The organism is Acinetobacter sp. YH12097, assembly GCF_013419225.1.
In the GTDB taxonomy this organism is placed as follows: Bacteria; Pseudomonadota; Gammaproteobacteria; order Pseudomonadales; family Moraxellaceae; genus Acinetobacter; species Acinetobacter amyesii.
This window is the reverse complement of record NZ_VPAN01000001.1, coordinates 159,660-185,554: the sequence shown is the minus strand read 5'-3', so window position 1 is coordinate 185,554 and position 25,895 is coordinate 159,660. Positions and strand designations below refer to the sequence as shown.

General features: G+C 39.9%; 24 protein-coding genes, 1 other RNA gene and 2 pseudogenes. 16 read left to right on the top strand and 11 right to left on the bottom strand.

The features are described from left to right. The first annotated feature begins 34 nt into the window (after positions 1-34). From bamA to lpxA, 5 genes are read left to right on the top strand one after another with little or no spacing between them, the layout of a single operon-like run. Entirely contained in the window at positions 35-2,578 is a 2,544-nt protein-coding gene (gene bamA, locus FTU37_RS00810) for an outer membrane protein assembly factor BamA (RefSeq protein WP_180048910.1), read from the top strand. A gap of 41 nt (positions 2,579-2,619) precedes the next feature. After that, positions 2,620-3,120, top strand: a complete 501-nt coding sequence (locus FTU37_RS00805; RefSeq protein WP_180007771.1) for an OmpH family outer membrane protein — start codon at positions 2,620-2,622, stop codon at positions 3,118-3,120. 3 nt (positions 3,121-3,123) lie between these two features. Continuing rightward, positions 3,124-4,194 carry a UDP-3-O-(3-hydroxymyristoyl)glucosamine N-acyltransferase gene (lpxD, locus tag FTU37_RS00800; RefSeq protein WP_180007772.1) on the top strand — a complete coding sequence of 357 codons (1,071 nt, stop codon included), beginning with the start codon at positions 3,124-3,126 and terminating at the stop codon, positions 4,192-4,194. A gap of 5 nt (positions 4,195-4,199) precedes the next feature. Continuing rightward, positions 4,200-4,685: a 3-hydroxyacyl-ACP dehydratase FabZ gene (fabZ, locus tag FTU37_RS00795; RefSeq protein ID WP_171263789.1), complete on the top strand. Its 486-nt coding sequence runs from the start codon at positions 4,200-4,202 to the stop codon at positions 4,683-4,685. Next, positions 4,682-5,470, top strand: coding sequence for an acyl-ACP--UDP-N-acetylglucosamine O-acyltransferase (lpxA, locus tag FTU37_RS00790; RefSeq protein ID WP_180123598.1), 789 nt, complete (start codon positions 4,682-4,684; stop codon positions 5,468-5,470). Before fabZ ends, lpxA begins: the two co-directional genes overlap by 4 nt. A gap of 60 nt (positions 5,471-5,530) precedes the next feature. Here lpxA and FTU37_RS00785 read toward each other — a convergent pair. Further along, positions 5,531-6,392 (bottom strand): annotated as a pseudogene (locus tag FTU37_RS00785) (YbgF trimerization domain-containing protein). A gap of 291 nt (positions 6,393-6,683) precedes the next feature. Here FTU37_RS00785 and ffs point away from each other — a divergent pair. Continuing rightward, positions 6,684-6,780, top strand: an RNA gene (ffs, locus tag FTU37_RS00780) — signal recognition particle sRNA small type. Positions 6,781-6,888: 108 nt separating this feature from the next. Here ffs and FTU37_RS00775 read toward each other — a convergent pair. The 4 genes from FTU37_RS00775 to FTU37_RS00760 form a co-directional block, all read right to left on the bottom strand. Next, entirely contained in the window at positions 6,889-7,533 is a 645-nt protein-coding gene (locus tag FTU37_RS00775) for a regulatory protein RecX (protein WP_180123597.1), read from the bottom strand. Between the two features lie 80 nt (positions 7,534-7,613). Continuing rightward, positions 7,614-8,657, bottom strand: a complete 1,044-nt coding sequence (recA, locus tag FTU37_RS00770) for a recombinase RecA (RefSeq protein ID WP_078188713.1) — start codon at positions 8,655-8,657, stop codon at positions 7,614-7,616. 147 nt (positions 8,658-8,804) lie between these two features. Beyond that, positions 8,805-9,245: an RNA-binding S4 domain-containing protein gene (locus tag FTU37_RS00765; protein ID WP_168377604.1), complete on the bottom strand. Its 441-nt coding sequence runs from the start codon at positions 9,243-9,245 to the stop codon at positions 8,805-8,807. Beyond that, the gene (locus FTU37_RS00760; RefSeq protein ID WP_180094494.1) at positions 9,238-9,939 is read right to left on the bottom strand and encodes an HAD-IA family hydrolase; all 702 of its coding nucleotides are present in this window, start codon (positions 9,937-9,939) and stop codon (positions 9,238-9,240) included. Before FTU37_RS00760 ends, FTU37_RS00765 begins: the two co-directional genes overlap by 8 nt. A gap of 13 nt (positions 9,940-9,952) precedes the next feature. Between FTU37_RS00760 and FTU37_RS00755 the strand changes: the two genes are divergently transcribed. Then, a complete protein-coding gene (locus FTU37_RS00755) occupies positions 9,953-10,804 on the top strand; it encodes a 3'(2'),5'-bisphosphate nucleotidase CysQ (protein ID WP_180123596.1) in 852 nt (283 codons plus the stop codon). 69 nt (positions 10,805-10,873) lie between these two features. Next, a complete protein-coding gene (locus FTU37_RS00750; RefSeq protein ID WP_078188709.1) occupies positions 10,874-11,617 on the top strand; it encodes a histidine phosphatase family protein in 744 nt (247 codons plus the stop codon). 88 nt (positions 11,618-11,705) lie between these two features. Here FTU37_RS00750 and FTU37_RS16615 read toward each other — a convergent pair whose 3' ends face one another. Next, complete coding sequence (locus FTU37_RS16615; protein WP_257225208.1) at positions 11,706-11,879, bottom strand: hypothetical protein; 174 nt, start codon at positions 11,877-11,879, stop codon at positions 11,706-11,708. 12 nt (positions 11,880-11,891) lie between these two features. Then, positions 11,892-12,149, bottom strand: coding sequence for a hypothetical protein (locus FTU37_RS16610; protein WP_257225207.1), 258 nt, complete (start codon positions 12,147-12,149; stop codon positions 11,892-11,894). Between the two features lie 444 nt (positions 12,150-12,593). Between FTU37_RS16610 and FTU37_RS00740 the strand changes: the two genes are divergently transcribed. Next, positions 12,594-15,188, top strand: coding sequence for a M66 family metalloprotease (locus FTU37_RS00740; RefSeq protein WP_180123595.1), 2,595 nt, complete (start codon positions 12,594-12,596; stop codon positions 15,186-15,188). A gap of 104 nt (positions 15,189-15,292) precedes the next feature. Here FTU37_RS00740 and rpsT read toward each other — a convergent pair whose 3' ends face one another. After that, on the bottom strand, positions 15,293-15,559 hold the full coding sequence (gene rpsT / locus FTU37_RS00735) for a 30S ribosomal protein S20 (RefSeq protein WP_078188707.1): 267 nt from the start codon (positions 15,557-15,559) through the stop codon (positions 15,293-15,295). A 215-nt stretch (positions 15,560-15,774) separates the two neighbouring features. On the opposite strand from rpsT, the gene FTU37_RS00730 reads away from it, so the two are divergent. The 6 genes and pseudogenes from FTU37_RS00730 to FTU37_RS00705 form a co-directional block, all read left to right on the top strand. Beyond that, positions 15,775-16,440 (top strand): NAD(P)H-binding protein, encoded by a 666-nt coding sequence (locus tag FTU37_RS00730; RefSeq protein WP_168377555.1) that lies wholly within the window; start codon positions 15,775-15,777, stop codon positions 16,438-16,440. Positions 16,441-16,450: 10 nt separating this feature from the next. Further along, positions 16,451-16,963, top strand: coding sequence for a ribonuclease E activity regulator RraA (gene rraA / locus FTU37_RS00725; protein ID WP_180066641.1), 513 nt, complete (start codon positions 16,451-16,453; stop codon positions 16,961-16,963). A 143-nt stretch (positions 16,964-17,106) separates the two neighbouring features. Beyond that, positions 17,107-17,886 (top strand): glutathione S-transferase N-terminal domain-containing protein, encoded by a 780-nt coding sequence (locus FTU37_RS00720; RefSeq protein WP_180111091.1) that lies wholly within the window; start codon positions 17,107-17,109, stop codon positions 17,884-17,886. A 226-nt stretch (positions 17,887-18,112) separates the two neighbouring features. After that, on the top strand, positions 18,113-18,796 hold the full coding sequence (locus tag FTU37_RS00715) for a response regulator transcription factor (protein ID WP_078188703.1): 684 nt from the start codon (positions 18,113-18,115) through the stop codon (positions 18,794-18,796). Between the two features lie 53 nt (positions 18,797-18,849). Next, entirely contained in the window at positions 18,850-20,688 is a 1,839-nt protein-coding gene (locus tag FTU37_RS00710) for an ATP-binding protein (RefSeq protein WP_306670190.1), read from the top strand. Between the two features lie 42 nt (positions 20,689-20,730). After that, positions 20,731-21,165 (top strand): annotated as a pseudogene (locus FTU37_RS00705) (nitroreductase family protein); the annotation flags it as partial. 153 nt (positions 21,166-21,318) lie between these two features. On the opposite strand, the gene FTU37_RS00700 reads toward FTU37_RS00705, so the two are convergent. Beyond that, on the bottom strand, positions 21,319-23,106 hold the full coding sequence (locus tag FTU37_RS00700; RefSeq protein ID WP_180073894.1) for an acyl-CoA dehydrogenase: 1,788 nt from the start codon (positions 23,104-23,106) through the stop codon (positions 21,319-21,321). Positions 23,107-23,228: 122 nt separating this feature from the next. Between FTU37_RS00700 and FTU37_RS00695 the strand changes: the two genes are divergently transcribed. Continuing rightward, positions 23,229-24,215: a GlxA family transcriptional regulator gene (locus FTU37_RS00695; RefSeq protein WP_180123593.1), complete on the top strand. Its 987-nt coding sequence runs from the start codon at positions 23,229-23,231 to the stop codon at positions 24,213-24,215. A gap of 7 nt (positions 24,216-24,222) precedes the next feature. Here FTU37_RS00695 and FTU37_RS00690 read toward each other — a convergent pair whose 3' ends face one another. Continuing rightward, complete coding sequence (locus FTU37_RS00690; protein ID WP_180123592.1) at positions 24,223-25,422, bottom strand: MFS transporter; 1,200 nt, start codon at positions 25,420-25,422, stop codon at positions 24,223-24,225. Beyond that, on the bottom strand, positions 25,406-25,855 hold the full coding sequence (locus tag FTU37_RS00685) for a MarR family winged helix-turn-helix transcriptional regulator (RefSeq protein WP_373686253.1): 450 nt from the start codon (positions 25,853-25,855) through the stop codon (positions 25,406-25,408). The genes FTU37_RS00690 and FTU37_RS00685 overlap by 17 nt, the downstream gene beginning before the upstream one ends. Positions 25,856-25,895: the final 40 nt, after the last annotated feature.

The window sequence follows — 25,895 nt, the reverse complement described above, 5'->3', positions numbered from 1 at the left end:
TATACGAAATAAATTAACAGCGGAAAAGACTGGCATGCAGCACAAACATTTATTTATGCCATTGGCACTGGTTAGTGCTATGGCCGTAGCACAACAAGTATATGCAGCAGATGATTTTGTAGTACAAGATATTCGTGTTGATGGCTTAGTGCGTTTAACTCCTGACAATGTAGCCGGAATGATCCCATTCTCCGCTGGTGATCGTGTCAATGATCAAATCATTTCAAACTCAATTCGTAGCATGTTTGCGTCGGGTTTGTTTGATGATGTGAAGTCTTCACAAGTCGGTAATACCCTTGTATATACAGTGGTTGAACGCCCAGTAATTTCTAAAGTTGAGCTAAAAGGCAATAAACTTATTCCTAAAGAAGCCTTGGAAGAAGGCTTAAAGAAAATGGGTCTGTCCGAAGGTGAAGTTTTAAAGAAATCATCTTTGCAAACGGTTGAAACTGAATTAGAACAACAGTACATGCAGCAAGGTCGCTACGATGCTGATGTAAAAGTTATTACAACAGCTCAACCGAATAACCGTGTAAATGTCTTAATCGAGTTTGAAGAAGGTCAATCTGCCAAAGTATTTGATATTAATATCATTGGTAATACGGTCTTTAAAGAAAGCGAAATTAAACAAATTTTTGCATTAAAAGAAAGTGGTTGGAACTCGATCATTTCTCGTAATGACCGCTATGCACGTGAAAAAATGGCTGCGAGTTTAGAAGCGTTACGTGCGATGTATCTCAACAAAGGTTACATCAACTTCAACATTACCAATTCAAGTCTGAATTTGAGTGAAGATAAAAAACACGTCTTTATCGAAGTTTCGGTGGATGAAGGTGAACAATTTAAGTTTGGTGAAACCCATTTCTTAGGTGATACGCTTTATACGCAAACAGATTTAAACGCTTTAAAACTTTATAAAGATGGCGATTTATATTCACAAGAAAAAGTGAATGGTGTGAAACAACTTTTGCTTCGTAAATACGGTAACGCAGGTTACTACTTTGCAGAAGTAAACATTGTTCCTGAAATCAATAAAGACACCAAATTGGTTGATTTAAATTACTATGTGAATCCGGGTCAACAAGTCACTGTTCGCCGCATTAATTTCACAGGTAACTCGAAAACAGCTGATGAAGTTCTACGTCGTGAAATGCGTCAAATGGAAGGTGCATTAGCAAGTAACGAAAAAATCGATTTGTCTAAAGTGCGTTTAGAGCGTACGGGTTTCTTTAAAACCGTTGATGTTAAGCCTGCACGTATTCCGGGCACGCCAGATCAAATTGATTTAAATGTAAATGTTGAAGAACAGCATTCGGGTACAAGTACTTTGGCTGTTGGTTTCTCACAAAGTGGTGGTGTGACTTTCCAAGCAGGTTTGAGTCAAACCAACTTCTTGGGTACAGGTAATGCAGTTTCTATCGATTTGTCTCGTTCAGAGACTCAAGATTATTACAACCTCAGTGTAACTGACCCGTATTTCACTATTGATGGTGTACGTCGTGGTTATAATATGTACTACCGTAAAACCAAGTTAGATGACGACTATAACGTTAACAACTACGTCACTGACAGTTTTGGTGGTGGTATCAACTTTGGTTATCCGATCGATGAAAACCAAAGTATCAGTATGGGCTTGAATATTGATAATACCGAAGTAACTACAGGCCCATATGTTTCTACTTATGTGCGTGATTATTTACTAGCAAATGGTGGGAAGGCGACGGATACCACATCATTCTGTCCTACTGATGCGTCTGGTAACTCACAATTAACTGTGCCTGTATACAAAACTGATGCGAATGGAGATTTTGTACTAGATAGTGAAGGTAATAAAATTGTTACTCACAACACTTGCGCAGTACCTGAAGAATCATACGATAGTGCGTTTAAAGGTGATTTCTTAACTTATAACCTTAACTTGGGTTGGTCATACAATACCTTGAATCGCCCGGTATTCCCTACATCGGGTATGTCACACCGCGTCAATGCCGAAATTGCATTACCAGGTAGTGATGTTGAATATCAAAAAATCACTTACGATGCTCAAGCTTATTTCCCACTCGGTAAAGACTTTGTATTACGTGGTTACGGTAAGTTAGGCTATGGTAATGATTTGCCGTTCTATAAAAACTTCTATGCTGGTGGTTTTGGTTCGGTACGTGGTTATGATAACAGTACTTTAGGGCCGAAATATCCTGGTGTGTATTATGATGCGCAAAATCAGGTTGACTACGATCCAGAAGAAGTCGGTGGTAATGCTTTAATTCAATTTGGTACTGAATTAGCTTTACCTGTACCATTTAAAGGTGATTGGGCTCGTCAAGTTCGTCCAGTTTTATTTGCTGAAGGCGCACAAGTATTTGATACCCAATGTGATGTTCCTAAATCTAGTGAAGACCGTCAATACTGTAAAGATAATTACGGCTTTGATATGAATAACATGCGTTATAGCGTTGGTGCTGGCTTTACTTGGATCACGATGATTGGTCCAATTTCACTGAGTTATGCATTCCCGCTTAATGATAAAGCTGGCGATGAAACAAAAGAAATTCAATTCGAGATTGGTCGTACGTTCTAAGTACGACCCTTCTGGGAATAACAAAATTACAGGTTGATAAGATGAATAAATTATTTGCTAGTTTGGCGGTATTGGGTATGTCGTGTTCTGCTGTGGTAAATGCAGCAGGTTACGGTGTGGTTGATTTAGAAAAGGTGGTGGATCAAAGTACTTATCTAAAACAACAAAATGCTCAAATTCAACAGCAGTTGAAACCACAAACCACTAAAATTGAATCACTGGCTAAAGAGCTGGAAGCAATGCAGCAAAAAGCTCAGCAGGGTGGTGATAAGTTGACTGCTGCGCAAAAGCAGCAAATGGGTCAACAGTATCAAACTAAACTTAAAGAGCTGACTGATTTACAGCAAAAAGTTCAAGCTTCGGTTCAAGGGAATATTCAGTCTTTAAATCGCACGATGGATACACGAATCAAGCAAGTTGCAGAACAATTGCGCACAGAAAATAAGTTAGATGTTGTTTTGAATAAAAATTCAGCACTTGCGTATGACCCTAAGTTTGATTTAACTGATAAAATGATTCAAAAGGTTAATGCAATTAAATAATCAATGAATTCTCAAAAATTCAGTTTAGAAAAGCTTGCTCAACTTGTTCAAGGTCAATGTATTGGCCAGCTAGATTTGCTATTCAGTGGAATGGCAAGTTTAGAGAGTGCTCAACCGCATCAGCTTGCATTTTTAAACGCAGATAAATATCTGAATGAAGCTCAACAGTCTCAGGCTGGTGCGCTGATTGTGACTGCAGAGATGCAGTCACAAATCCCTTCACAGCAAAACTTCATTGTTGTACCCAATCCGTATCTGGCTTTCGCTATTCTGACGCATGTTTTTGAAAAAAAATCTGTAGAAACAGGAATTGAAAGTACTGCCCAAATTCATCCTTCAGCAATCATTTCTGATACTGCTTATATTGGGCATTATGTGGTGATTGGTGCGAATAGCGTGGTGGGTGAAGGAACTCGAATTGAATCACAAGTGAAGATTGATCATGGTGTTGAAATTGGTAAAGATTGTTTTATCGATTCGCATGTGACGATTACTGGTGAAGCTAAGTTAGGTGATCGTGTACGTATCCATGCAAATACGGTGATCGGTGGTGAAGGGTTTGGTTTTGCGCCTTATCAAGGGAAATGGCATCGTATTGCTCAATTAGGTTCTGTACGCATCGGGAATGATGTGCGTATTGGCTCAAATTGTAGTATCGACCGTGGTGCTTTAGATGACACAATTTTGGAAGATGGTGTCATTATTGATAACCTTGTGCAAATCGCACATAACGTCAAAGTTGGTGCAAATACAGCAATGGCTGCGAAATGTGGCATTGCTGGTAGTACAACTATTGGCAAAAATTGTGTGCTAGCAGGGGCTGTTGGTATCGTAGGTCACATTAATATTGCAGATAATGTGACAATTACCGGTATGTCAATGGTCACAAAAAGTATTTCCGTTGCTGGAAGTTATTCTTCAGGCACGCCAATGCTTGAAAGTGGTTCTTGGAAAAAGGCAGCAATCCGCTTTAAACAATTAGCAGATGTGCCATTGACCCAATTGGTCAAACGACTTGATCATATGCAGTCTCAAATTGAGTCCCTTGAATCAACATTTAAATTGCGTAAATAATTATGATGACAGAGTCGAATACCCCAGCTTTCACAAAACCTGAATTACCAATGACTATTCAGACTATTCGTGAATATTTGCCACATCGTTATCCGTTTTTATTGGTTGATCGTGTTGTTGAAGTGACTGACAACGGGATTGTAGGCTATAAAAATGTAACGATTAACGAAGAATTTTTACAAGGCCATTTCCCTGAATACCCAATTATGCCGGGCGTGCTGATTGTTGAGGCATTGGCGCAAGTATCGGGTATCTTAGGTTTCATTATGAATAATGAGAAACCTTCAGCTGGTTCGTTGTTCTTATTTGCTGGTGCAGAAAAGGTCCGATTTAAAAAACAAGTCGTTGCAGGCGATCAACTTGTATTAAAATCAGAATTAGTGATGCAAAAGCGTGGCATTTACAAATATAATTGTGTTGCCACTGTAGATGGCGTAGTCGCAGCAACCGCGGAAATTATGGTTTCGCATCAGAAAACAGAGACAGCATGAGCAATAACGAATTAATTCATCCTACCGCCATTATTGACTCATCAGCAGTAATTGCTCCGGATGTGCAAATTGGACCATATTGTATTATTGGTCCTCAAGTCACAATTGGAGCGGGTACTAAACTGCATTCACATGTTGTGGTGGGTGGTTATACCCGTATTGGTCAACATAACGAAATTTTTCAATTTGCCAGTGTTGGTGAAGTCTGCCAAGACTTGAAATATGCTGGTGAAGAAACTTGGTTAGAAATCGGGGATCATAACTCGATTCGTGAACACTGTAGTTTACACCGTGGTACTGTTCAAGATCAGGGTCTAACTAAAGTTGGTAGTCATAATTTATTGATGGTGAATACACATATTGCACATGACTGTGTGGTAGGTGATCATAATATCTTTGCTAATAACGTCGGCGTTGCAGGTCATGTCCACATTGGTGATTATGTCATCGTAGGTGGTAACTCTGGTATTCATCAATTCTGTAAAATCGATTCTTACAGTATGATTGGTGGTGCATCTCTTATTTTGAAAGATGTACCTGCTTATGTCATGGTATCTGGTAATCCAGCCCATGCTTTTGCCATGAACATTGAAGGTATGCGTCGTAAAGGTTGGTCTAAAAATGTGATTCAAGGTTTACGTGAATCTTTTAAATTGATCTATAAAGATGGTTTAACGACGAATGAAGCGATTGAGCGTATTCGCATTGAAATTTTGCCTGAAGTGGCAGAAGCGCAATTGTTGATCGACTCACTTGAGCAGTCTAAGCGCGGTATCGTACGCTAAATGCTGCGAATAAAAAAAGACACCTTATAAGGTGTCTTTTTTTTTGCGTTAAAAAAAGTCCTATTTTTTAACAAAGCCTGCTTCTTCAGATTTTGGATACTTTTGGGTAAGCTTGGTTTTGAGCTGCGTTGCTAAACTGCTGTTTCGATCTACGTCTTTTGCAATGCTATACAGTTGATATAACGCTCTAGGTGCACGAGTCGACTCAGGGTATTGATCTACTACAATACCATAGTTCTTTTTCGCTTCTGCGTAGTTAGTCGGTTCAACAGCAAGGTTGAATTCAGCTAGCCAAAAATATGCATTGCTAATATAAACACTGTTAGGATTATTTTTAATAAAATTTTTCATCGGTGCGATGGCTTTTTTCGCACCACCTTGTTTGTATGCATCTAAAGCAACGGTATAAGCTGCTTTCTCGAGCTCAAGTGAGTCACCGCCTGTATTTACAGGTTGTTTTGCAGATGAGCTTAAAGTTGCTTGTGCTGTAGGTTGTTTAACCGGTGTAGGGACTGTATTAGCTGTTGCTGGGTGCAGTACCTTGTTGGTTATCCTCCGCAGCCTCTGTGTCTTTACTCGGATCTACTTTTTGTTGGAGTAGCTCTAAACGTTGATCTAAATCTGCATAGCGGTTTGTAAGTTCACTTTTTAATTGTTCGATAATATTGTCTTGCTCTTCCATTTTACCGCGTAAGCTACGCAATTCATTTTCGAGCTGTTGGTTCTTCTGCATGAGCTGCCAATTCAAATTGGTTGGCGTAGGGGTAGAGCCAGCACCTGTTTGAATGGCTGTATTATTTGCTGTATACACAGTGCCATTATCTGCGCCACTCAAACCGCGAGATTCAATTGGAATATTGGCAAATAGCGTACCTGAGCAAGTCAATGTAAGGGCACACAATACATGCTGTTTAAACATCATAAAAATTCCATGTAGTTGCAAGCATGTCCGTATTGAATAGTTTTATTACAGACTGCTTTAGATAAAACGATAAGCACATTAAAAACGCCAAAGTTCTGAATTGCAATAAGCTTTTACAATCTTGTTGTGTATTAAAGTAAAAATATAGTGATGATGTTTCACGTTTTCTACATCATCGACCATCATATTGATTTATAAATAATCAAACAGTGTTTTCTACTCAGGAATTCTTGGTTTTAGTCTTGCATGTTTATTAAAAATCTCTATACTCTGTTCTTGCAATGGTAGCCCTGCCGGTTACTTCGCAATTGTACTCTACAAACCCCGCCAGGACCGGAAGGTAGCAACGGTAGTAGAAATATGATGTGCCGAAGTCTTGCTGGTAGGGTTGCCACCAGTTTCAATAATAATAAATTAAACTTCCTCTCATTTTTTTTAATCCTAGATTCTTCTTTATTTTAGTTTTATTAATTCTTCATTTAGATCTATATCTTTGTTATTCGTCATCAAATTCTTTACGTGCAATTACTTTAAAAATCGTATCGAGATCAAAGCCTCGATATTGTAAAAAACGTATTTGTTTGGCTTTTTGTTTTGGATCACGTTCAACCGCTTTGCCAAATTTTTTGATTTTGAGTTGGTAGGCTTCAGTGACCCAATCTGTTTCTTTTAATTCATCCTGAATTAATTCACTGTCTACTTTTTTATTTTTTAACGCGAGCTTTATACGGTTGGGGCCTTTACCTTTACGTTTTTGACTCGACAGCAGCATTTCTGCTACACGCTGATCGCTTTGATAGTTCTCACGTGCGAGTTCTTCCACCAAGTGTATGACTTCTTCACGACTATCCGCATATAGTGCTAATTTCTCGATTAAATCCGCTTTTGAGTATTCTTTACGTGTGAGTACTGCAAAGGCGTACGAGCGTAGACGAGAGCCGCGCAGTCCTGGTTTTTTTTCAGCATGAACATCTTTACCATTCGCATCAAAATGCAACGCAGTGTGATCGATCACCGAAGCATTGTCATGCTGAATGTCAGTTTGTGGAGCATAATTTACGCAGGTGGGTTCTTCAGCTTCTGCAAACTGTTGTTTTAGTGCTTCGTAGTCGAGCAAGAGTGGAAAATGGTCTTTAGTCATGGGGTCATTTTAATACAAATTTTGAATGCAAAACAAAACGCCCCGTAGGGCGTTTCGTCTGCTTTTAAAACATGCTGTGATTAAGCATCTAAAAAGTCTGGTTCTTCTTCATCTTTGTCTTCTACAGGTGCTGTACCTGTAGTCAGAAGTTGTTCACGAATCAGTTTTTCAATGGTTTGTGCAAGTTCAGGGTGTTCTTCTAAGTGGCGAATGGTATTGTTTTTACCTTGACCAATCTTGTCACCTTGGTATGAATACCATGCACCTGCTTTTTGAACAATTTCTTGTTGTACAGCGAGGTCAACAAGCTCACCTAAATGGTTTACACCTTTACCGTAAAGAATTTGGAAAATCGCTTCACGGAATGGAGGAGCCATTTTGTTTTTCACAACTTTCACTTTGGTTTCTGAACCAATGATCTCGTCGCCTTCTTTCACTTGACCAATACGGCGAATATCTAAACGTACAGACGCATAGAATTTAAGTGCATTACCACCAGTTGTGGTTTCTGGGCTACCAAACATTACACCAATCTTCATACGGATTTGGTTAATGAAGATCACCATACAGTTAGAACGTTTTGCATTACCAGTAATTTTACGCAGTGCTTGGCTCATCAGACGAGCTTGTAAGCCCATGTGTGAGTCACCCATTTCGCCTTCAATTTCGGCACGTGGGGTAAGTGCAGCGACCGAGTCGACAACGATCAGGTCAATGGCACCTGAACGTACCAGCATGTCTGCAATTTCAAGTGCTTGTTCACCATTGTCTGGCTGTGAAACAAGTAGGTTATCAATATCTACGCCAAGTTTACGTGCGTATTGAGGGTCTAATGCATGTTCAGCATCGATGAATGCACAAGTACCGCCAGTTTTTTGACATTGCGCAATGGCTTGTAATGTCATAGTCGTTTTACCAGAAGATTCAGGACCGTAGATTTCTACGATACGGCCTTTAGGTAAACCACCAATACCTAGTGCGATATCTAGTGTTAAAGAACCCGTAGAGACAGCTTCAACTGCCTGTACGGTGTTATCACCAAGACGCATAACGGTGTTTTTACCAAACTGCTTTTCAATTTGGCTTAAGGCCGCATTTAACGCCTTGCTTTTATTATCATCCATCTTACAACCTCAATACGATGTCACGAAACAATATACTCAAGTGGATGTATTCAGTTTAAATCTGTTCCACGAGGGTATATAGTGACAGAAATCATCCTTTTGTTCTATGAAAATCACAACAGGTGCGACATGTTGTGACGCTTTAACTTAATCATCATTATAAGACCATTGCTGGTCAAACTGTTGATCATTTTCTCTTTTAAATTTACCAATATCTCGACGATCTTTTTTACTTGGTCGATGATCTGGCCGAGCTAGATTATGCAACTTTCTTTGTGATGCGAGCAATTCCCGTTTTGCAATACTGACCTCAGTTTCATCATAAAGCAGCTGAGCGGTTGGGGCAGGCCCACGAACATCCGACAGTGCTTTCACCACCACAGTTTTTTTCTCAAGGCCTTGTGCAATGGTTAATTCCATGCCTACACGAACTTCACGAGAAACTTTAACGCGTTCGCCATTATGATGAACTTTACCGCCTTCAATCGCATTTTTGGCAATAGAGCGTGTTTTAAAAAAACGTGCAGCCCACAACCATTTGTCTATACGCATACCAACCGCATCTTCGGCTAGATTTGATTTACGCATATTTTTTCTGTTCCTCGGCTTGCTCAGTCGTTTGAGCTTCTAAAATAGGGATTAAATCTGTTAATGCGGACAGCATTGGATAATTACAAGTCTCGCGAGGCGCTTTGGCAGATGAAGGCTGCTGAATCGAATAGAGCTGTTCAATCCCAAAAAGTTTTGCACCATTGAGCACTTTTTCTGTGTCATCAATGAAGTAACAGTTTTTTGCATCGAAGGGGTGTTTGCTTGCTAATATTTGCCAAAACTCAATAAACTCTTTGGCATGACCGAGCGTTTCTGAACTGACGATAACATCGAAAAAATCACGAAGACCGGTTTCTTCAAGTTTGAATTGTAAGCCTTCATAGTCGGCATTGGTCGCAAGCCAAATAGGATAGCCATTTTCTTTAAGATAGGTAAGCAGCTCAATGCAGCCTTCGCGTTTGGCTACTTTGGCTTTTTGTTCTATCTGCATTTCCAGAACATCAACGCCAACTTGTGACGTCCAAAAGCGAGAGGAGTACCATTTTAGGGTATGATTATGTTGTTGATAAAAACTAAATAGCGTTTGCTTACTTTGTTCGAGTGAGCACTGATGCTGTTCAGCATAGCGAATTGGCAGTAGCTCATTCCAAATGAAATCATCATAAGCAAGATCGAGTAAAGTACCGTCCATATCGAAAATGATCGTCGGCTTTTCTGAGTAATTTGGCATATAAAGGTATTCTATGTTTAAAACAACAGCAGCACCGCAAGACCCACTGATTTTGCAGTTGGTTCCCATTGTGACACAAGCTTGCGAAATTTTGCGAGAAGAATATCAGCGTTATTGCTCAGGTGCAGATTTTGATGTGGAACGTAAAAGTGATGATTCACCGGTAACGCAGGCGGACTATCGTGCAAATAGCTATATTACCCAAGCATTATCCAAAGTTTCTAACTTGCCTGTATTGTCAGAAGAAGGTGACAAGTCTGAGCGTATGCAATGGCAAAAATTTTGGCTGCTTGATCCTTTGGATGGGACCAAAGAGTTTTTACATAAAAGACCTGAATTTACCATTAATCTGAGTTTGGTTGATGGTGCCAATACCACCTTTGCCATATTGGCGATTCCCGGCGAATATAGCGTGTATATTTGCCCTTTTGCGGGACTGCCACTGAAATATGATAGTCAGTCAAGCACATGGTATGAATATGTTGAAACCTTTGTAGAGAATGTCGTACACGTTGGCTTGAGTCAAAGTGCTAAAAATAAGCCGATTTATACGCACTATCTAGACGCTTTAGCAAAACTCAGTCCTTATCAGGCATACCATGCTGGTAGTGCATATAAGTTTTGTATGATGTTAGAAGATCGAGTGGATATTTACCCGCGTTTTCATCCGACTTGTGAATGGGATACCAGCGCTGGACAATGTTTGATCGAGCGTATTGGTGGTGGTTTGGTTGATTTTAAAGGTCGCGCATTTTTATATAACCAACGCACGACTTTATTAAATGGTGGATTTATTGCATTTAAAAATGCCGAAATGAAAGAATTGGCCTTAAATGCTTTGGCAAACATGCCTGACAAAACTTGAGCTAAATCGGGTTCATGCTATAGTGTCAGCACACTCCGTTAAATCTCCTGCATTTAAGAACTGTCAATTATGGCCCTAGATTTGCTCCCTCCTAGTATGCTGAAAGCAATAGACTTATTGCCGGATGAAAAGACGCCTGTAACATTGTTTACGCGTCATTCCATTCGTGAAGTTGTACAAGGACAAGGCTTGGCCGGTTATGACTTGCAACTGACCCATCAAGGACGTGATTTAGCCGAAGCGTGGGGCAGCTATTTGGTTGAAAATACCGATCGTGTTATTCAGCACTGTATTTCGAGTCCAATTCAACGCTGTGTGGATACAGCGGCATTGATGATTCAAGGTGCGGATAATGTCACGATTGAACCGAATACCCACCATATCGAGATCATTGAACAAGGATTATTGGTCGAGCCGGGAAGTTTTGTGCTCGATATTAAAAAAGCAGGACCATACTTTCAAAAGCAAGGTGCTTTAGGCTTTATCAATAGTTTTGTGAATAATGCTTTGCCGGGGATGAAACAGCCTATTCATGGGGTGGTAGATGTATTGGAGTTGATTTACAACACTCATCCAACCAATGATTATGGCCTGAGTCTAGCGGTGAGTCATGACACGATTTTGGCTGCGATTCTTGCCATTATTTCAGGTAAAAATATCGTGACACGCGAAGACTGGCCGAAAATGATGGAGGGTTTATTTGTTTGGTTTGAAGGAGATGTATTCCTTGAGTCAAAACTGAAATGGATTTGGCGTGGTGAACTAAATGAATTAAATATTCGTGAATTTCAGCAGGCTGAGCAGCAACTTTAAGAAATTTTGCTAATAATAAAAAATTTATAAAAGGCATCCATGTGTGGATGCCTTTTTTATCTGTTTCAGTATTTCATTATGTAAAAGATTAAATATTGGCTTTAATTCGCGCAGGATACTGATTTAAATCAATACTTGAGCCGTCGTCACTATAAGGCCAGCGACTAGTATTGACAGGGAGATGTTGTTGGTGGATTCGACTATATTTGTCAGCGGCAATCAAAGTCGCAATGTCATGATCTTTAATGCTATACGCTTGCACGAGTTCAGCTGGCTATTGTGTGCGTTCAAAAAATTCAGCTTCTGTTTCCCCTTGATGCAGTGCAAAGATACGTTCTACAGCTGGTAAGTACACGCCATATGCTAACCATGAGTCTACACCTTGAGAGGCTTGAATCTCAGCGGTCGATTTCATATTTGAAATGACTTTACCTAAAATGTCTTTTTCACCTTTAGATGTAAAATATTCAATATATTGATTTTCTGCTTCTGCAAATTTTTCTAATGATGGCAAAAATTGGTTAATCGACATTTTTATCCCTCTTTTCATTTGTACAGCAATGGCTGCCTAGGATGAAAATTAAAATACCATAAAAAATATATGGGATTAAGCCATTTCTTAAAATTTTTATTTACAAAGTTTCTAAAAATATCCTGACAATTTCTGTCGGGAATATACGATTGTATTAACAGGTCTACATCTTAATTTTAGTTGAAAAGTGAAATACCTGTCACATTAATAATGATTCTACCAATACAAAATATTTAGATTTTATTTGAATTGTTAATAAGTGACAAAACACGGCAATTGAATAATTAAATAAAAGAAAATAGCATTAACTTTTTTATAAATTATTGATTTATATATTTTATATAAGTCTCTTTATTGGATTTTATTGTGGCTAATTGGGGAATAGTAGTGAAAAGTGTGATAGATTTTTCATATAACAAATTATCAATTTGTATTGTGTCATTCATGTTAGTTGCTTGTGGTGGTGGAGGCGGTGGTGATAGTTCAAGTGGTTCTGCATCAACTGCAAATTATCCAGAACCGACCCAAGATATAGTCGATGAAACAAGCATTGGTTTTTATGACTACGATGCCAATGATGCTGTTCGTGAAATACGAAATGAATTAGTCGGCAGCTTTTCAGCTCAAGTTCAATTTGGTCAAAGTCATGTTGTCGATCCGAATGCAAACGAAGCCAAGAAAATGCCACGGTTAACCAGTGAAAAAGAAGCGCTGCTTATCGTGACGCCAGCACTTGATATGCAAAACATCAAGCAACTCAAAGTAGAAATCTATCAAAACAATCGTTTAGTTCGTACCGCGACATTGGATGATCCAACGCACATGCCTATTTCAGACCAGAGTGGGCAAAGAGGTCGTCCAGATGTTTGGTACAGTAAACGTGCGTGGACTACGAAACTCAATTGGGATGAAGTTAAACCCGGTCTAAGATTAAAATTTATTGACGCAAATAAAGTCAGCGGTGAATTGGCTGAGGATAAAATCGATTTTGCTGCACCAGGTGAATTGGTTTTAAATAATATCCGTGTTGGTATGTTGGCAGATAAGCCAAATTCTACCGGCCACTATATGCTACTAGAGCCTGAAAAAGCGGGCACAGATTATTTCCAAACCATTCCTGCAGCAGAAATGACGGTTGCACAATATGATGATATTCAGTTAACACGTGCAATGGTATCTTCAGGTGTTATTTATGACAGTAAAAGTGCCGGAGATGGTGGTGTTTATGCAGGAGACATGCGTGAGGATGTCGGTAAATCAACCTTTAGTGTTGGTATAAACCTTGCTAACTGGGGTATTACCAGTGCATCTATGGCCAATCAAAGTCAGCCACAATTAACCCAAACAGTAGTTGTCCATCATACGAAGGGGAACTATGCCAATGGTGTACATACTCATGGACTGAGTGGTGGTAATGGCATGCTCACGCTTTATGATTCTGTAGGGAATGAATTTAGCCATGAAATTGGCCATCACTATGGTTTAGGACATTACCCTGGTCAGGTAGGTGACAATCTATTTTGGGCTGCACATCATGCGGACAGTGGATGGGGTTATATTGCCAATCGCAATATGATGCGCGGAAATCTATCATGGACGGCGACATGGAAGTGGGATGGAGCGAATGGTATCCCTAATTTTAAAAATATGTTCCCATACGGTAAAGATGCGATGTCTGGCGGATATACCGATAGTAATGTATCACGATATACGCATTACACGGGCTACAGTACATTCCTGAAAATTCAACCACACTTTGACCGTTATGTCTGGGATGAAACTTCGCCTACCGGCTACAAAAAGTGGAATAAAACCACTCGTGAAATGGAAGTCGCTCAACCGAAGATGCCAAATTCGACGGCTCCGGTTTGGTATAACGCAGATCAAAATTATCCACGACCACGAGTATTTGGTCAGCCTGTCATTACCATTTTAGGTGGTTATGATCCTGTCAATCAAGTCGGTTTGTTATATCCTGCGGCACGTTCAAACTGGGGTAATGTTTATGATTTAACGGCGGCCAATACGGCCTTAGACCAAGCTGCATGTTGGTTGAATGTGCAATACACGAATAAAGTCAACAATATTGCTTTAGCACCTGTACGACTAGGTAGTAATGCCAATAAACTGCATGTCAATTTAGCTTTGGCAGATCAACCACAGAAGGTCAATTTATACTGTAAAAAAGCAGGTGAAGAAGCCAAATTATTAGCAAATATTGATATTCCAGTTTACAGCACAGCGATCAAGCCGGCCGTCAAAATTGGACGTCAGCATGGTTATAGTGCTTTGCGTGCTATCGAACTTCCTCAATTAGAAAGTGCTTTGGAAGCGCAAGCTGCAAATGCTGTTGTTGCTCTTAATCCAACTGAAAAAATGCTGTATGAGTCATATAAAAATGACAAGTCATTGATGAATAGTGTGGCGCGTCAGCAATTAACCCGTTATGAGTCGCAACAAAACACAGCATACCGACTAAATCGTTGGATGAATGTGTATGCACAAGACCTAACCAATCAAGTACCTGAGGCGCAAAGCGCGCTCGAAGCATTTATGAAAAAGCTTTCAGTCACTCAAGAAGGTATGTTTGAGCAGGCGACATTGATCAAAAATGGTAACAACTGTTTGAAATCTGAAACCTTAACTGATGGAACATTAAATTTATACATCAGTGGCCCAAGCGGTTGTACGGCGGATGATACTGAACAGTGGGTATATGATGCCATTGGTCGGATACACAGTAAGTCAAATCCAGATCAATGCATAACAGGCAACGGTGGTTCAGCTAAAGTGACGCTAGAACGTTGCGTGTTAAACCAAACCAACCAAATTTGGACCATGGACCCTGCGACTACAACGATTCGTCAAAGTGGTCAATGCATGGATTTAAATACGGGACGTTTGCAAAATAACCGTGCGGATTTAATTCGATATAGCTGTACCAACGGTGGCAATCAACGTTGGACAAATTTGACAGCAAGCAAAAACTTATTATGGACATATTTATCAGCGACGAATATGAAACTGATTAATAAATAATCTGTAAATAGAAAATAAGGTCCAATAAGGACCTTATTTTTTTGCTTTTAAAAATCAATAGGCACAAAAAAAGCCCTAAAAAGGGCTTTTTTCATCGCAACAAATTAGTTAGCTAAAGCTTTAACTTGTGCATTTAAACGGCTCTTATGACGAGCAGCTTTGTTTTTATGGATGATGCCTTTATCAGCCATACGGTCAATTACAGGAACAGCTTTTTTGTAAGCTTCTGTAGCGACAGCGTAATCACCAGCAGCAATAGCAGCTACTGTGCGTTTAAGATAAGTACGAACCATAGAACGTAAGCTTGCGTTGTGTTGACGTGCTTTAACGTTTTGACGAGCACGTTTTTTTGCTTGAGCAGAGTTTGCCACTCGTGCACTCCTTGAAATAGATTGGTCTGGGCGGGCTGAAATTACATCTGAAAACCAACATCAGAAGAACTATCACCAGCCCGTAAACAAGTGCCATATTGTGATTAAACTAAGCGCTTAAGTCAAGTCTTGACATGCTTTGACAACATTTTAGATGCAGAAAAATTTTAAAGAAAACGTTAGATTAGTCTAAAGTAATTGAGATTGTATGAAAAATGACTAAAAGTATAGAGAATGCGATTGTCATCGGAGCAACAGGATTGGTCGGGCGGGAATTGGTTCGTCAGCTCAGTCAAAATGCAAGATGTAAGAATATTACTGCTGTGGTACGTCAGCGTGACCATGAACTGAATGGACTGGCAAAAGTTCAACAAATGGTGATCAGTGACTTTCTTTCTCTGACTCAGGATGATGTGAGAGATTATAGTCATGCCTTTAGTTGTTTAGGCTCGACCATTAAAAAAGCAGGGTCTAAAGATCATTTTTATCATATCGATTTTAGCATCAATGCACATTTCGCTGAATTATTAGAATATACAGAAACCCATTTGATCATAGTTAGTGCTATGGGCGCTGACGCCAATTCCGCATTTTTTTATAATCGAGTCAAAGGGGAATTGGAATATTATTTAAAAACCTTAAAGTTAAATCAACTTTCGATATTAAAGCCTTCGCTGTTACTTGGCGAGCGTCATGAATCTCGGCGTTTAGAAGATGCGACACAGAAACTTTATATGCGCTTTTCGCATTTTGTACCAGACCGTTTCAAATTTAAGCCAGTGACAGCACAGCAAGTGGCTCATACTATGGTCGATGCAGCACAAACTCAGACTGAAAAGTTCGAGATTTATGATAATTTACGCATACTAACAATTAAATGAGGGAAATACCGTGTCTACAGTTCCATTCGTCACCTGTGATTTACTTGATGATCATCCAGATAAAGAATTACAAGTGGTGATCCCGTCGTTGGATGGTAAATTCTTTCAAAGTTATGGTGCACGAAAAAGTTTTGGCGGTCAGGTGATGACGGTCAAATGTTTTGAAGATAACTCTCGTGTTAAAGAATTATTGGCAACCGATGGTACGGGTAAAGTATTGGTTGTGGATGGTGGCGCTTCGATGCGCTGTGCCTTGATGGGCGATATGATTGCTGAATCTGCAGTCAAGAATCATTGGAATGGTGTCATTATTTACGGCTGCGTGCGTGATGTCGATGCAATAGCCGAACTTGATTTAGGTGTGCATGCTTTGGCTGCGATTCCACAAAAAAGTAACCGCAAAGGCGTGGGTGAAACAGATATTCCATTAAGTTTTGGTGGTGTAAACATTCAGTCGGGTGATTTTATTTATGCTGACAATAACGGCATTGTTGTTTCAAAAGAGCAATTGGTTGTTCTATAAGTGTGTTTGAGTTTTTAGTCATGGAATGAGTTGGCATTGCCTACTTATATACGACGATATAAATCTGGAATAAATACAAACTTCAGCTGAGGACTCTCGGCTGTTGTATAAAAATACGAAATAAAAGAAGAAAGGAAGAATGTATGTTGTTGCATCAATTAAAAGTGGCGCAAGCGTTGCTCTCAGGCGTAGCAGAGGGAGGACGTGGTACAAATGGGACGCCTTATCCCAAACAACCTGAAAAAGCCCTTAAACTGTACGAATTTGAAGGTTCTCCGTATTGCCGTCGTGTGCGTGAAGTTTTGACCACACTTAATTTGGATTATGAGGTTTACCCATGTCCCAAAGGGGCTAAAAAGTACCGTTTAGAGGTACAGAAATTAGGTGGAAAACAGCAATTCCCTTTCTTGGTGGATGACAATACTGGGGATCGTTTGTACGAATCTCAGCAAATAATTCATCATCTATTTAAACATTATGGCAAAACAGGTCAGACTCCTAAGAAATATGCCAATTATCCTAAAATTCCGTATGTTGCCTATGTTGGAACCTTAATTAATGGGGCTCAAGGCGTGTGGGTGCACCGTAAAGTCATTCATCGTGATGCACCAACTCAACTCTTAGAACTATGGGGTTTTGAAGCGAGTCCATATACACGTATCGTACGTAGCGCATTGTCTGAAATGGAATTGGCATATATCTTTCATAATGTGGCTAAGGAACGTTGGCAAGATCAGGGATTAGCGGTAATGCGCTTAAGACCTGGTAAATATGTACCCCTGAAAGGTGGCAAGCGTGAACAAGTGTTAAAAATCATGGGGAACAATATTCAAGTGCCATATTTGAAAGATCCTAATACTGGTGTAGAACTTTTTGAATCTGAAAAAATTGTAAAATATCTGAAGAAGCAATATTTGAGCTAATCACACTCAAGTTTAAGCTAAGTGCAGTGTATAGTCAGACTGATGGCTATACACATATTGTAATGTTAAATGGATTTAAAATTAGAAGAAAAATGCATCATAGCTGCATCAATTGAATTAGAATAAATTGTTAAAAAATAAGAAATTTACTTAATTATAGGGATATCCTAAAAGGATTAAACTCATTAATGTAAAAGACATTTCATTTTTTCGGGGGAAGTAAATCATGTCACCACAAGAAGTCATACTACCCGTACCGGTGCTCGTCGTTGAAGATGAGGAAATTATTCAATTACGTTTACGTCAAATTTTGACAGAGCTGGGTTATAAGCGGGAAGAGCTTATCTTCACCAAAAATGTTAAAGAATCTATTCAAGCCGTAGAGACCCAACCGATATCCTTAGCCTTAGTTGACTTAGGTTTGCCTGATGGTAGTGGTATCGAAATTATTGAAAAAATACGTTCCCTCGAAAGTAATACCATGATCTTGGTTGTCTCTGCATGGAGTACACAAGAAAGCTTATTTGCCGCAATTAAAGCAGGCGCAACAGGCTATGTATTAAAAGAACGTGATGATGCTGAAGTACTTTTATCTATTCGGAGTATTTTACGTGGTGGGGCGCCGATTGACCCATTTATTGCACGAGAAATCCTTAAACAAATATCCGAAGCCGAAGCGCCAAGTCCAGAACAAACAGTCGCCGATGAAGCAGACTTGAACCTCTTGACCAGTCGTGAAAAAGAAATTTTATGTTTGGTTGCTCAAGGTTTGAGTAACCGTGAGATTGCTGAACAGCTTTTTGTTTCTCGCTATACGGTAGAAAGCCATATTAAACATATTTATCGCAAATTAGCCGTAACGAAACGAACCAAAGCCGTGAGTACAGCAAGATCTATGGGTATTCTATAATGCGTAAAGGAGGATATTTTTTCTTATTTATCCTCTGTTTAGTATGGGGGAGCTTGAGTCATGCAGAGCAAGTTTTCCCTGTAAATGATCAATGTAATGTAACTGTGAATAGCATTTCACGGGTGAAGACACCATCCAATCAAGAATTACCCAGAACTGGATGGAAAACCACGCAATTACCTGACCGTTGGAAAGAAGATAAAGACTGGGAGGGTTATCAAGGTGGTGCTTGGTATAAATTAGACTGGTCTTGGTACTGTAAAAATAATGCGCGTTTGGCAGAACCCATCGCACTATATATTGATTATATCATTAATACGGGTTCAGTCTTTCTGAATGGCGACTTGCTGTGGACCAATAAAAATCTTCAAGAGCCGGTCTCTAAAAGTTGGAATGTTGCACGCTATTGGATTTTACCGATAAGTGGAATCAAGCATGATCATAATGAAACCTTGATCTATGTTTATGGCTACTCGAGTCTAAATGCTGGCTTGGGTCCGGTGAAATTTAACAATGTCATGGCAACAATAGAGAAGGCCGAAGAAGCTACGTGGACACGTCGAACCATTTTACAGTTGAATATTTTTCTTTCCGGGGTCTTGGGTCTAATTTGCTTCATTATTTGGTTGATGCGTCGCAGTGATACGAGCTTTGGTTGGTTTGCACTTTCAACTGTTTTGTGGATTCTATTTCTCAGTAATGCTCTGACCACTGAAACCTTTCCATATCCAAATTCGATTTTTTCCACCAAAGCCAATTTGATATTTTCAATGCTGTACTTTCAGTGTTTTAGCATCTATATCTTGCGCTTTGTTGGACGTAAATTTCCGCGAATTGAATTGTCCTGTACTATGCTCACTGCGGCTCTGATTGGTGTAGTGTGTATTTGGCCATTTGAACAAAATGCGGAAATTTCGAGCCTCATTTTCTTATTATATTGCATCCTCTTTTTTATCACTTACATTTATCTTTGCTGGATTAGTTTTAAAGAAAAACGTAGAGACTACACTTTATTAGCAATGTGTATGACTGCGATCATTGTGATTGTTATTGCAGACATCACAGCCTTGGTATTCTTTCCAAAAGAAGGTTTTACACCGTTATCTCCCTTTACTTCACCGATTATTACCCTATTTATCGTGGTGATTTTGGGGGCGAGGCTCAATCGTAATATTCAGAAAATTGAAAAATATAATGATGATTTGGCATTTGAAGTTCAGAAAGTCAGTGATGAATTATGCAGTAGCCTAAACGATAAACATCAGCTTGAACTCAGTAATGTACGCCTACAAGAACGAATTAAATTATCACATGATCTACATGACGGTCTGGGCGCATCTATTGTGCGCTCGATGATCTTGGTTGATCAGTGTGAAAGTAATATTCCAAACAGACAGTTCTTGTCGATGTTGAAATTACTACGGGATGATTTAAGGCAAATTATTGATAGTGGATCATCTTTGGACAGCAAAGTGCCAGATTCACCTTTGCTCTGGATCGCACCAGTTCGACATCGCTTTAGCCAGTTGATGGATGAAGTGGAAATGAATGCCAAATGGTGCATTCCTTCGCAGTGGGCGATCAAACCAACGGCAATTCAGTGCCTGACTTTAATACGAGTAATTGAAGAAAGCCTGACCAATATTGTGAAACATAGCCAAGCTAATCATGTCAATGTAACGCTGTCACAGTTCGAGAATGGCGCATTGTTATTAACCATTGAAGATGATGGCGTAGGTTTTGATGTTGAGAGTGTTTCAAATCATGGCATGAGTATCGGCATGCGAAGTATGAAAATGCGTGTAGAACGGATAGGCGGAAATTTCAAAATTCATTCTCAGCAAGGCTGTACGATTATTCATACAGAAATTAATTTAAAATCAGCTGCATAAATATCTCTAAATGAGCATAATTAAATATCAACAGACTCTACTGGTGAAAGTGAAAAATTTTGGGGCTTAGTCGCTGACAAATTAAAATCTTATGCAAAAGATGAAGAAAGTGCTGCGAAGACGACGGGTAAAATGGCAAGTTTTGCAGCAGGTTTAGGTACGGTTTTGTTCTTTGAAGATTTAGATGTGGTCAGTGCTCTACAAGCACAGTTTCCGTCTTATGCAGAAAACTTTCCGATTTGGGCAGAGCATTCAACTGCCATTGCCCAATTTGCGACTTGGACTGCGTTACACACCGAAGGTTTAGGCGCATCACTACAGCATTACAACCCAATTGTGGATGAACAAGTGCATGCGGAATGGGACATTCCTGCGCATTGGAAACTTCGTGCTCAATTGGTTTTTGGTTCAGTGGAAGGTGAAGCGAAAGAAAAAGGCTATATGGATGATGCCGCTCGTTTTAAAGTCTTCCAATAATTGCGGCGTATAGCACACTATCTTGATAAAAAAGGAACGAAACTATGTTCCTTTTTTATTGCAGTTATATTGAAATAGATAGGGTTGGACAAGATTTTCATCCGTGAAAACCTTGTCCAGATTAGCCCATTGAGGACTGAGCTAAACGGGTGACTAGAACCAACTTTCTTGCATGTTGAGGCAAGTATCATCAAGTTCTAGCAATAACTTGGCTTGGTGCTCTATTTCAGGTAATTCCCAGCGGATAAAATATTGCGCGGCTTGTAATTTACCGGCTAAGAATTGTTGATCTTCAGCTAAATCTGAATGTTCAAATTTCACAAGAGCTTGATTAGCCATTTCAAGCCATAGCCATGAAATGATGACTTTGCCCATCATGTCTAGATACAAGGCAGAATTACCCAGTACCTGATCGACACGACCTTGTGCGAGGACTTGTCCCAAACTTTGTGTGGTTTTCTTCACCGTGTTTAAATGCCCTGAAAAAATCGCTGCAAGCGCTTCCGTTTTTGGATGTTGAGCTTGATCAATCGTATTTTGCATACGTTGTAATAACAGCATCAAACCTCTGCTGTTGTGCTGCCAAAGCTTACGACCCAACAAATCCAAAGATTGAATACCAAATGTACCTTCATGGATCGGATTTAAGCGGTTGTCGCGATAGCATTGTTCAAGTGGATATTCGCGGGTATAGCCAGCGCCACCTAAAACTTGAATGGCTAAATCATTGGCTTTTGGTCCATAGGCGGAAGGGAATGATTTGACGACAGGGATAATCAAATCTAATAATAACGCGCTGTCTTCATTGTTAGCGGCTTGATGTTCATCAATTAATCGTGCAGCAAATAGGCATAATGCGAGTGCGCCTTCCACATAGGATTTTTGTGCCAAAAGCATCCGTTTAACATCTGTATGTTGAATAATATTGACAGGTTTTGAGGCAGGATTTTTATCTGATACTAAGCGACCTTGTGGACGGTTTTTGGCATATTCGAGTGACTCTAAATAGCCACGGTATCCAATCATGGCTGCACCTAAGCCGACACCGACTCGTGCTTCATTCATCATCTTAAACATATATTTAAGACCAGCACCTGCTTCACCAATCAGATAGCCTGTACATTGGTCTTTTTCACCAAAGCTCAGTACTGTCGATGTTGTACCTCTGTAGCCCATTTTATGTAATAAGCCAGCCAGTTGAACGTCATTGGCGCCTGCAAGTGAACCATCGCTCAGGGTTTTAAACTTCGGAACAATAAACAGAGATATACCTTTTACGCCCTGAGGTGCGTCTTGGATGCGAGCAAGGACCAAATGCACGATATTTTCAGTGATGTCTTGGTCACCCCCTGAAATAAACATCTTTTGGCCTTTGATGAGGTAGGTACCATCGGCTTGCGGTATAGCTTTTGTGGTCAAATCACCTAAAGATGAACCCACATCAGGTTCAGTCATGGCCATCGTTCCAGCAAAGCGACCACTAAACATATGCGGTACAAACATATCTTTTTGTTCGGTCGTACCGAAAGCTTGAATCACATTTGCAGCCGCAGCGGTTAGAAATGAATAAGCCACTGATGAAGGATTTGCTGACATGAAATAAGCATTTGCAGCCATGTTGATCAAAGTCGGAAGTTGCATACCGCCTGCATCATAATCATGCTGCGCACAAAGCAAGCCGGCATCTGCAAATTGCTTCCATGCCGTTTTGACTTCAGCAATGGTTTTAACCTGTTGACCATCAAACGTAGGTTCGTTTTGATCGGCTGTTGCGTTATGGGGGGCAAAAAAGTCTTGAGCAATACCTTGTGCAGTTTCTAGGATGCTTTTGAAGGTTTCAGCATCATGCTCAGCAAAACGTGGGTAATGTGTTAAGTCTTGCGCTTTAAACACGTCAAATAGCAAAAAATTTAAATCTTTGTCATTGATTAACTGCGCCATTGATCAATCTCTAATCGGGTCGAATTTTATGCCTTAAGCCTAGCAGTTGATTTTTAGATATAGAATTGTCAATAATGACACTTAATAAGTCAAAAATGACATTTTGATAATTTGAACTTTAAATGAAGAAAATCATAATTTTAGCATTTGATGGCGCTTTAGCTTCCGCGATTACTGGGGTTGTTGATCTATTTGCAATGGCGGGAGTCAGTTGGAACCGGATTCAAAAACAAAATGTGCAGCGGCTATTTCAGGTCAAAATTGCCTCACAACATGGTCAAGCAGTGCAATGTATCAATGGCATCAAGCTTTATGCAGATTTAGCATTTTCTGAAATAACAGATGCAGATATCATCATTGTTCCAACGATAGGCGCGCCGATCTTAGATGTTTTAGCGCAAAATTCAGCACTAATCGAGTTATTAAAAACTCAGCAATTGCAGAGCGGAATGATCGCAGGAAATTGTACGGGTAATTTTTTTCTGGCGGAAGCAGGGCTTTTAGATGGTAAGCAGGCAACGACGCATTGGGGCTTTCAGCAAATGTTTCGTGAACGCTATCCTTTGGTGAAACTGAATGCAGATCAGCTCATTAGCCATGACCAAAATATCTATTGTGCAGGCGGCGGCTTAGCATGGTTTGATTTGGGACTACACCTAATCGAACGTTTTTATGGTTTTGAAACGGCAATCCATACGGCAAAATCATTTGTATTGGATTATCGTCGTGATAGTCAGTTGTCCTATTCATTATTGAAAATATCTAAACCGCATCAGGATGGTTTGGTGCAAAAAGTTCAAGATTGGTTAGAACAGCATTATCATGAAAATATTGTCTTAGATGAACTTGCGGCGCAGTTTAATGTGACAACGAGGACATTGATTCGACATTTTAAAGCGGCTTTGGATATTCCTCCCAATCAATACTTACAATCAATACGGATTGAAGCTGCACGAAAGCGTTTAGAAGAAACGGGACACGCTTTAGATCTGATTATGCGAGAGGTCGGCTATAGTGATCCAAGCTCATTTCGACGGTTATTTCAGAAAAAAACGGGGCTGAGCCCCTTAGAATATCGTCGACGTTTCAGCCGACGATTTGATGTTTAGCTATAGTTTAAGCAGTTCGAACAGTATAACGACCATGTAAAATATAGTAGGCACCAATACATGCAAAGGCAGCAAATGCGCTATACAAATACAATTGTGAGTAGCCAATATGGTCGAGCAATTTACCGATAAAGTATGGTCCAAAGCCTAAGCCGGCATCCAAAAAGATAAAGAAAGTCGAAGTGGCAAAGCCCATACGTTCAAGCGGCGCACTTTTTACCGCAACTGTTTGGCAGACCGACTGAATATTGCCATAACCGAGTCCAAGTAGGCCTGCACAAAGTAAAAGCATCCATGAACTCTGAGTGATGCTGAGTAATACCAATGCCACGCCCATAATCACAAAAGCAGGGTAGATCACTACATTTTCACCTTTACGGTCCATTAACGGGCCTGTAAATGGGCGAGAAATTAAAATCGCAATGGCATACATCAAAAAGAAAAACGAGGCTGTTTCAACCAAATCGATTTCTTTGGCATAGAAGTTAATGAAAGACAAAACGCCTGAATAGCAGATTGAAGCGAAAAGCATGATGAATGATATCGGTAATGCTTTAGGTTCTACAAATTGAGCAATCCAACTCGGTTTTTTGACGGCTTCAACAGTATCAAGAGGTTTATTGATTTTGGGTAAATCGGGCACTTGAATCAGCAAGGCAACCAATAGGCAGCTCAATGCGATAATCGTAGAAACGATAAAAATCGCATGATAACCAATATGTAACATCATCCAAATGGCAAGAAATGGCCCAATAGCCGTACCTAAAGTACTACTCATGCTGTAGTAGCCAATGCCTTCACCGCGACGTGTCGCTGGTAAGATTTGGGCAATTAAGGTACCCAGCACTGTTGATGCCATACCCATCATAAAGCCATGCATAAAGCGTATGAAGAGCAACATGCCGACGCCAAACTGAATGAAGTAAAAACCAGAAAAAATTAAAAAGCCAATTAAACCAACGATCAGTGTCGTTTTACGTCCAAAGCGTTCTAGGAACTTGCCTACCAATAAACGCCCGACCAATGTGCCGACAATGAACAAGCCTGAAACTAAACCTGCTTGGGCTGTAGTCGCACCCAATTCAGCCACCGCATAGCCCACGATCACCACAACCAAGAGATAAAAGGTTAAAACCAATTGGAAGTTAATGGCGCTGACTAAAATAAAATTTCGAGTCCAAAGTGGTGCTTTATCTTGCATGATCATCACCTACAGTGCTTTGTTCAAGTTCTTGCATGAGACGGTGTAAAATTTGAATGGAATGTTGGATATCTTGGCTAGCTAATGGCGCGATCAAGCGCTGCTCAAAGGCATCTATGTCTTTTGCACATTGCTGAAATAACTCACGTCCAGTCTCGCTGAGCATCATTTTCTTTTGACGTTTATCGTCAGTTTGCACATGTGCCAAAATATCCATCTGTGCAAGAATTTTGACACGCTTAGTGATGGATGGCTTGGATACATTTAAATATTCCGCCATTTCAATTGATGTACAAGCGGTTTTTTCACGGATGACAAACATGACTTGCCAAAGCGAATAGTTCAATTGATAGGGCAGTAAAATCGTGTTGATTTCATCACTCATCAGACGCGCACAGCGCAGAAGTGAAGAGCGGAAACCTAATGTGGAATTCATGATAGTTAACTAGGGTAACTAAATTATCGCAACTTTACGCCTA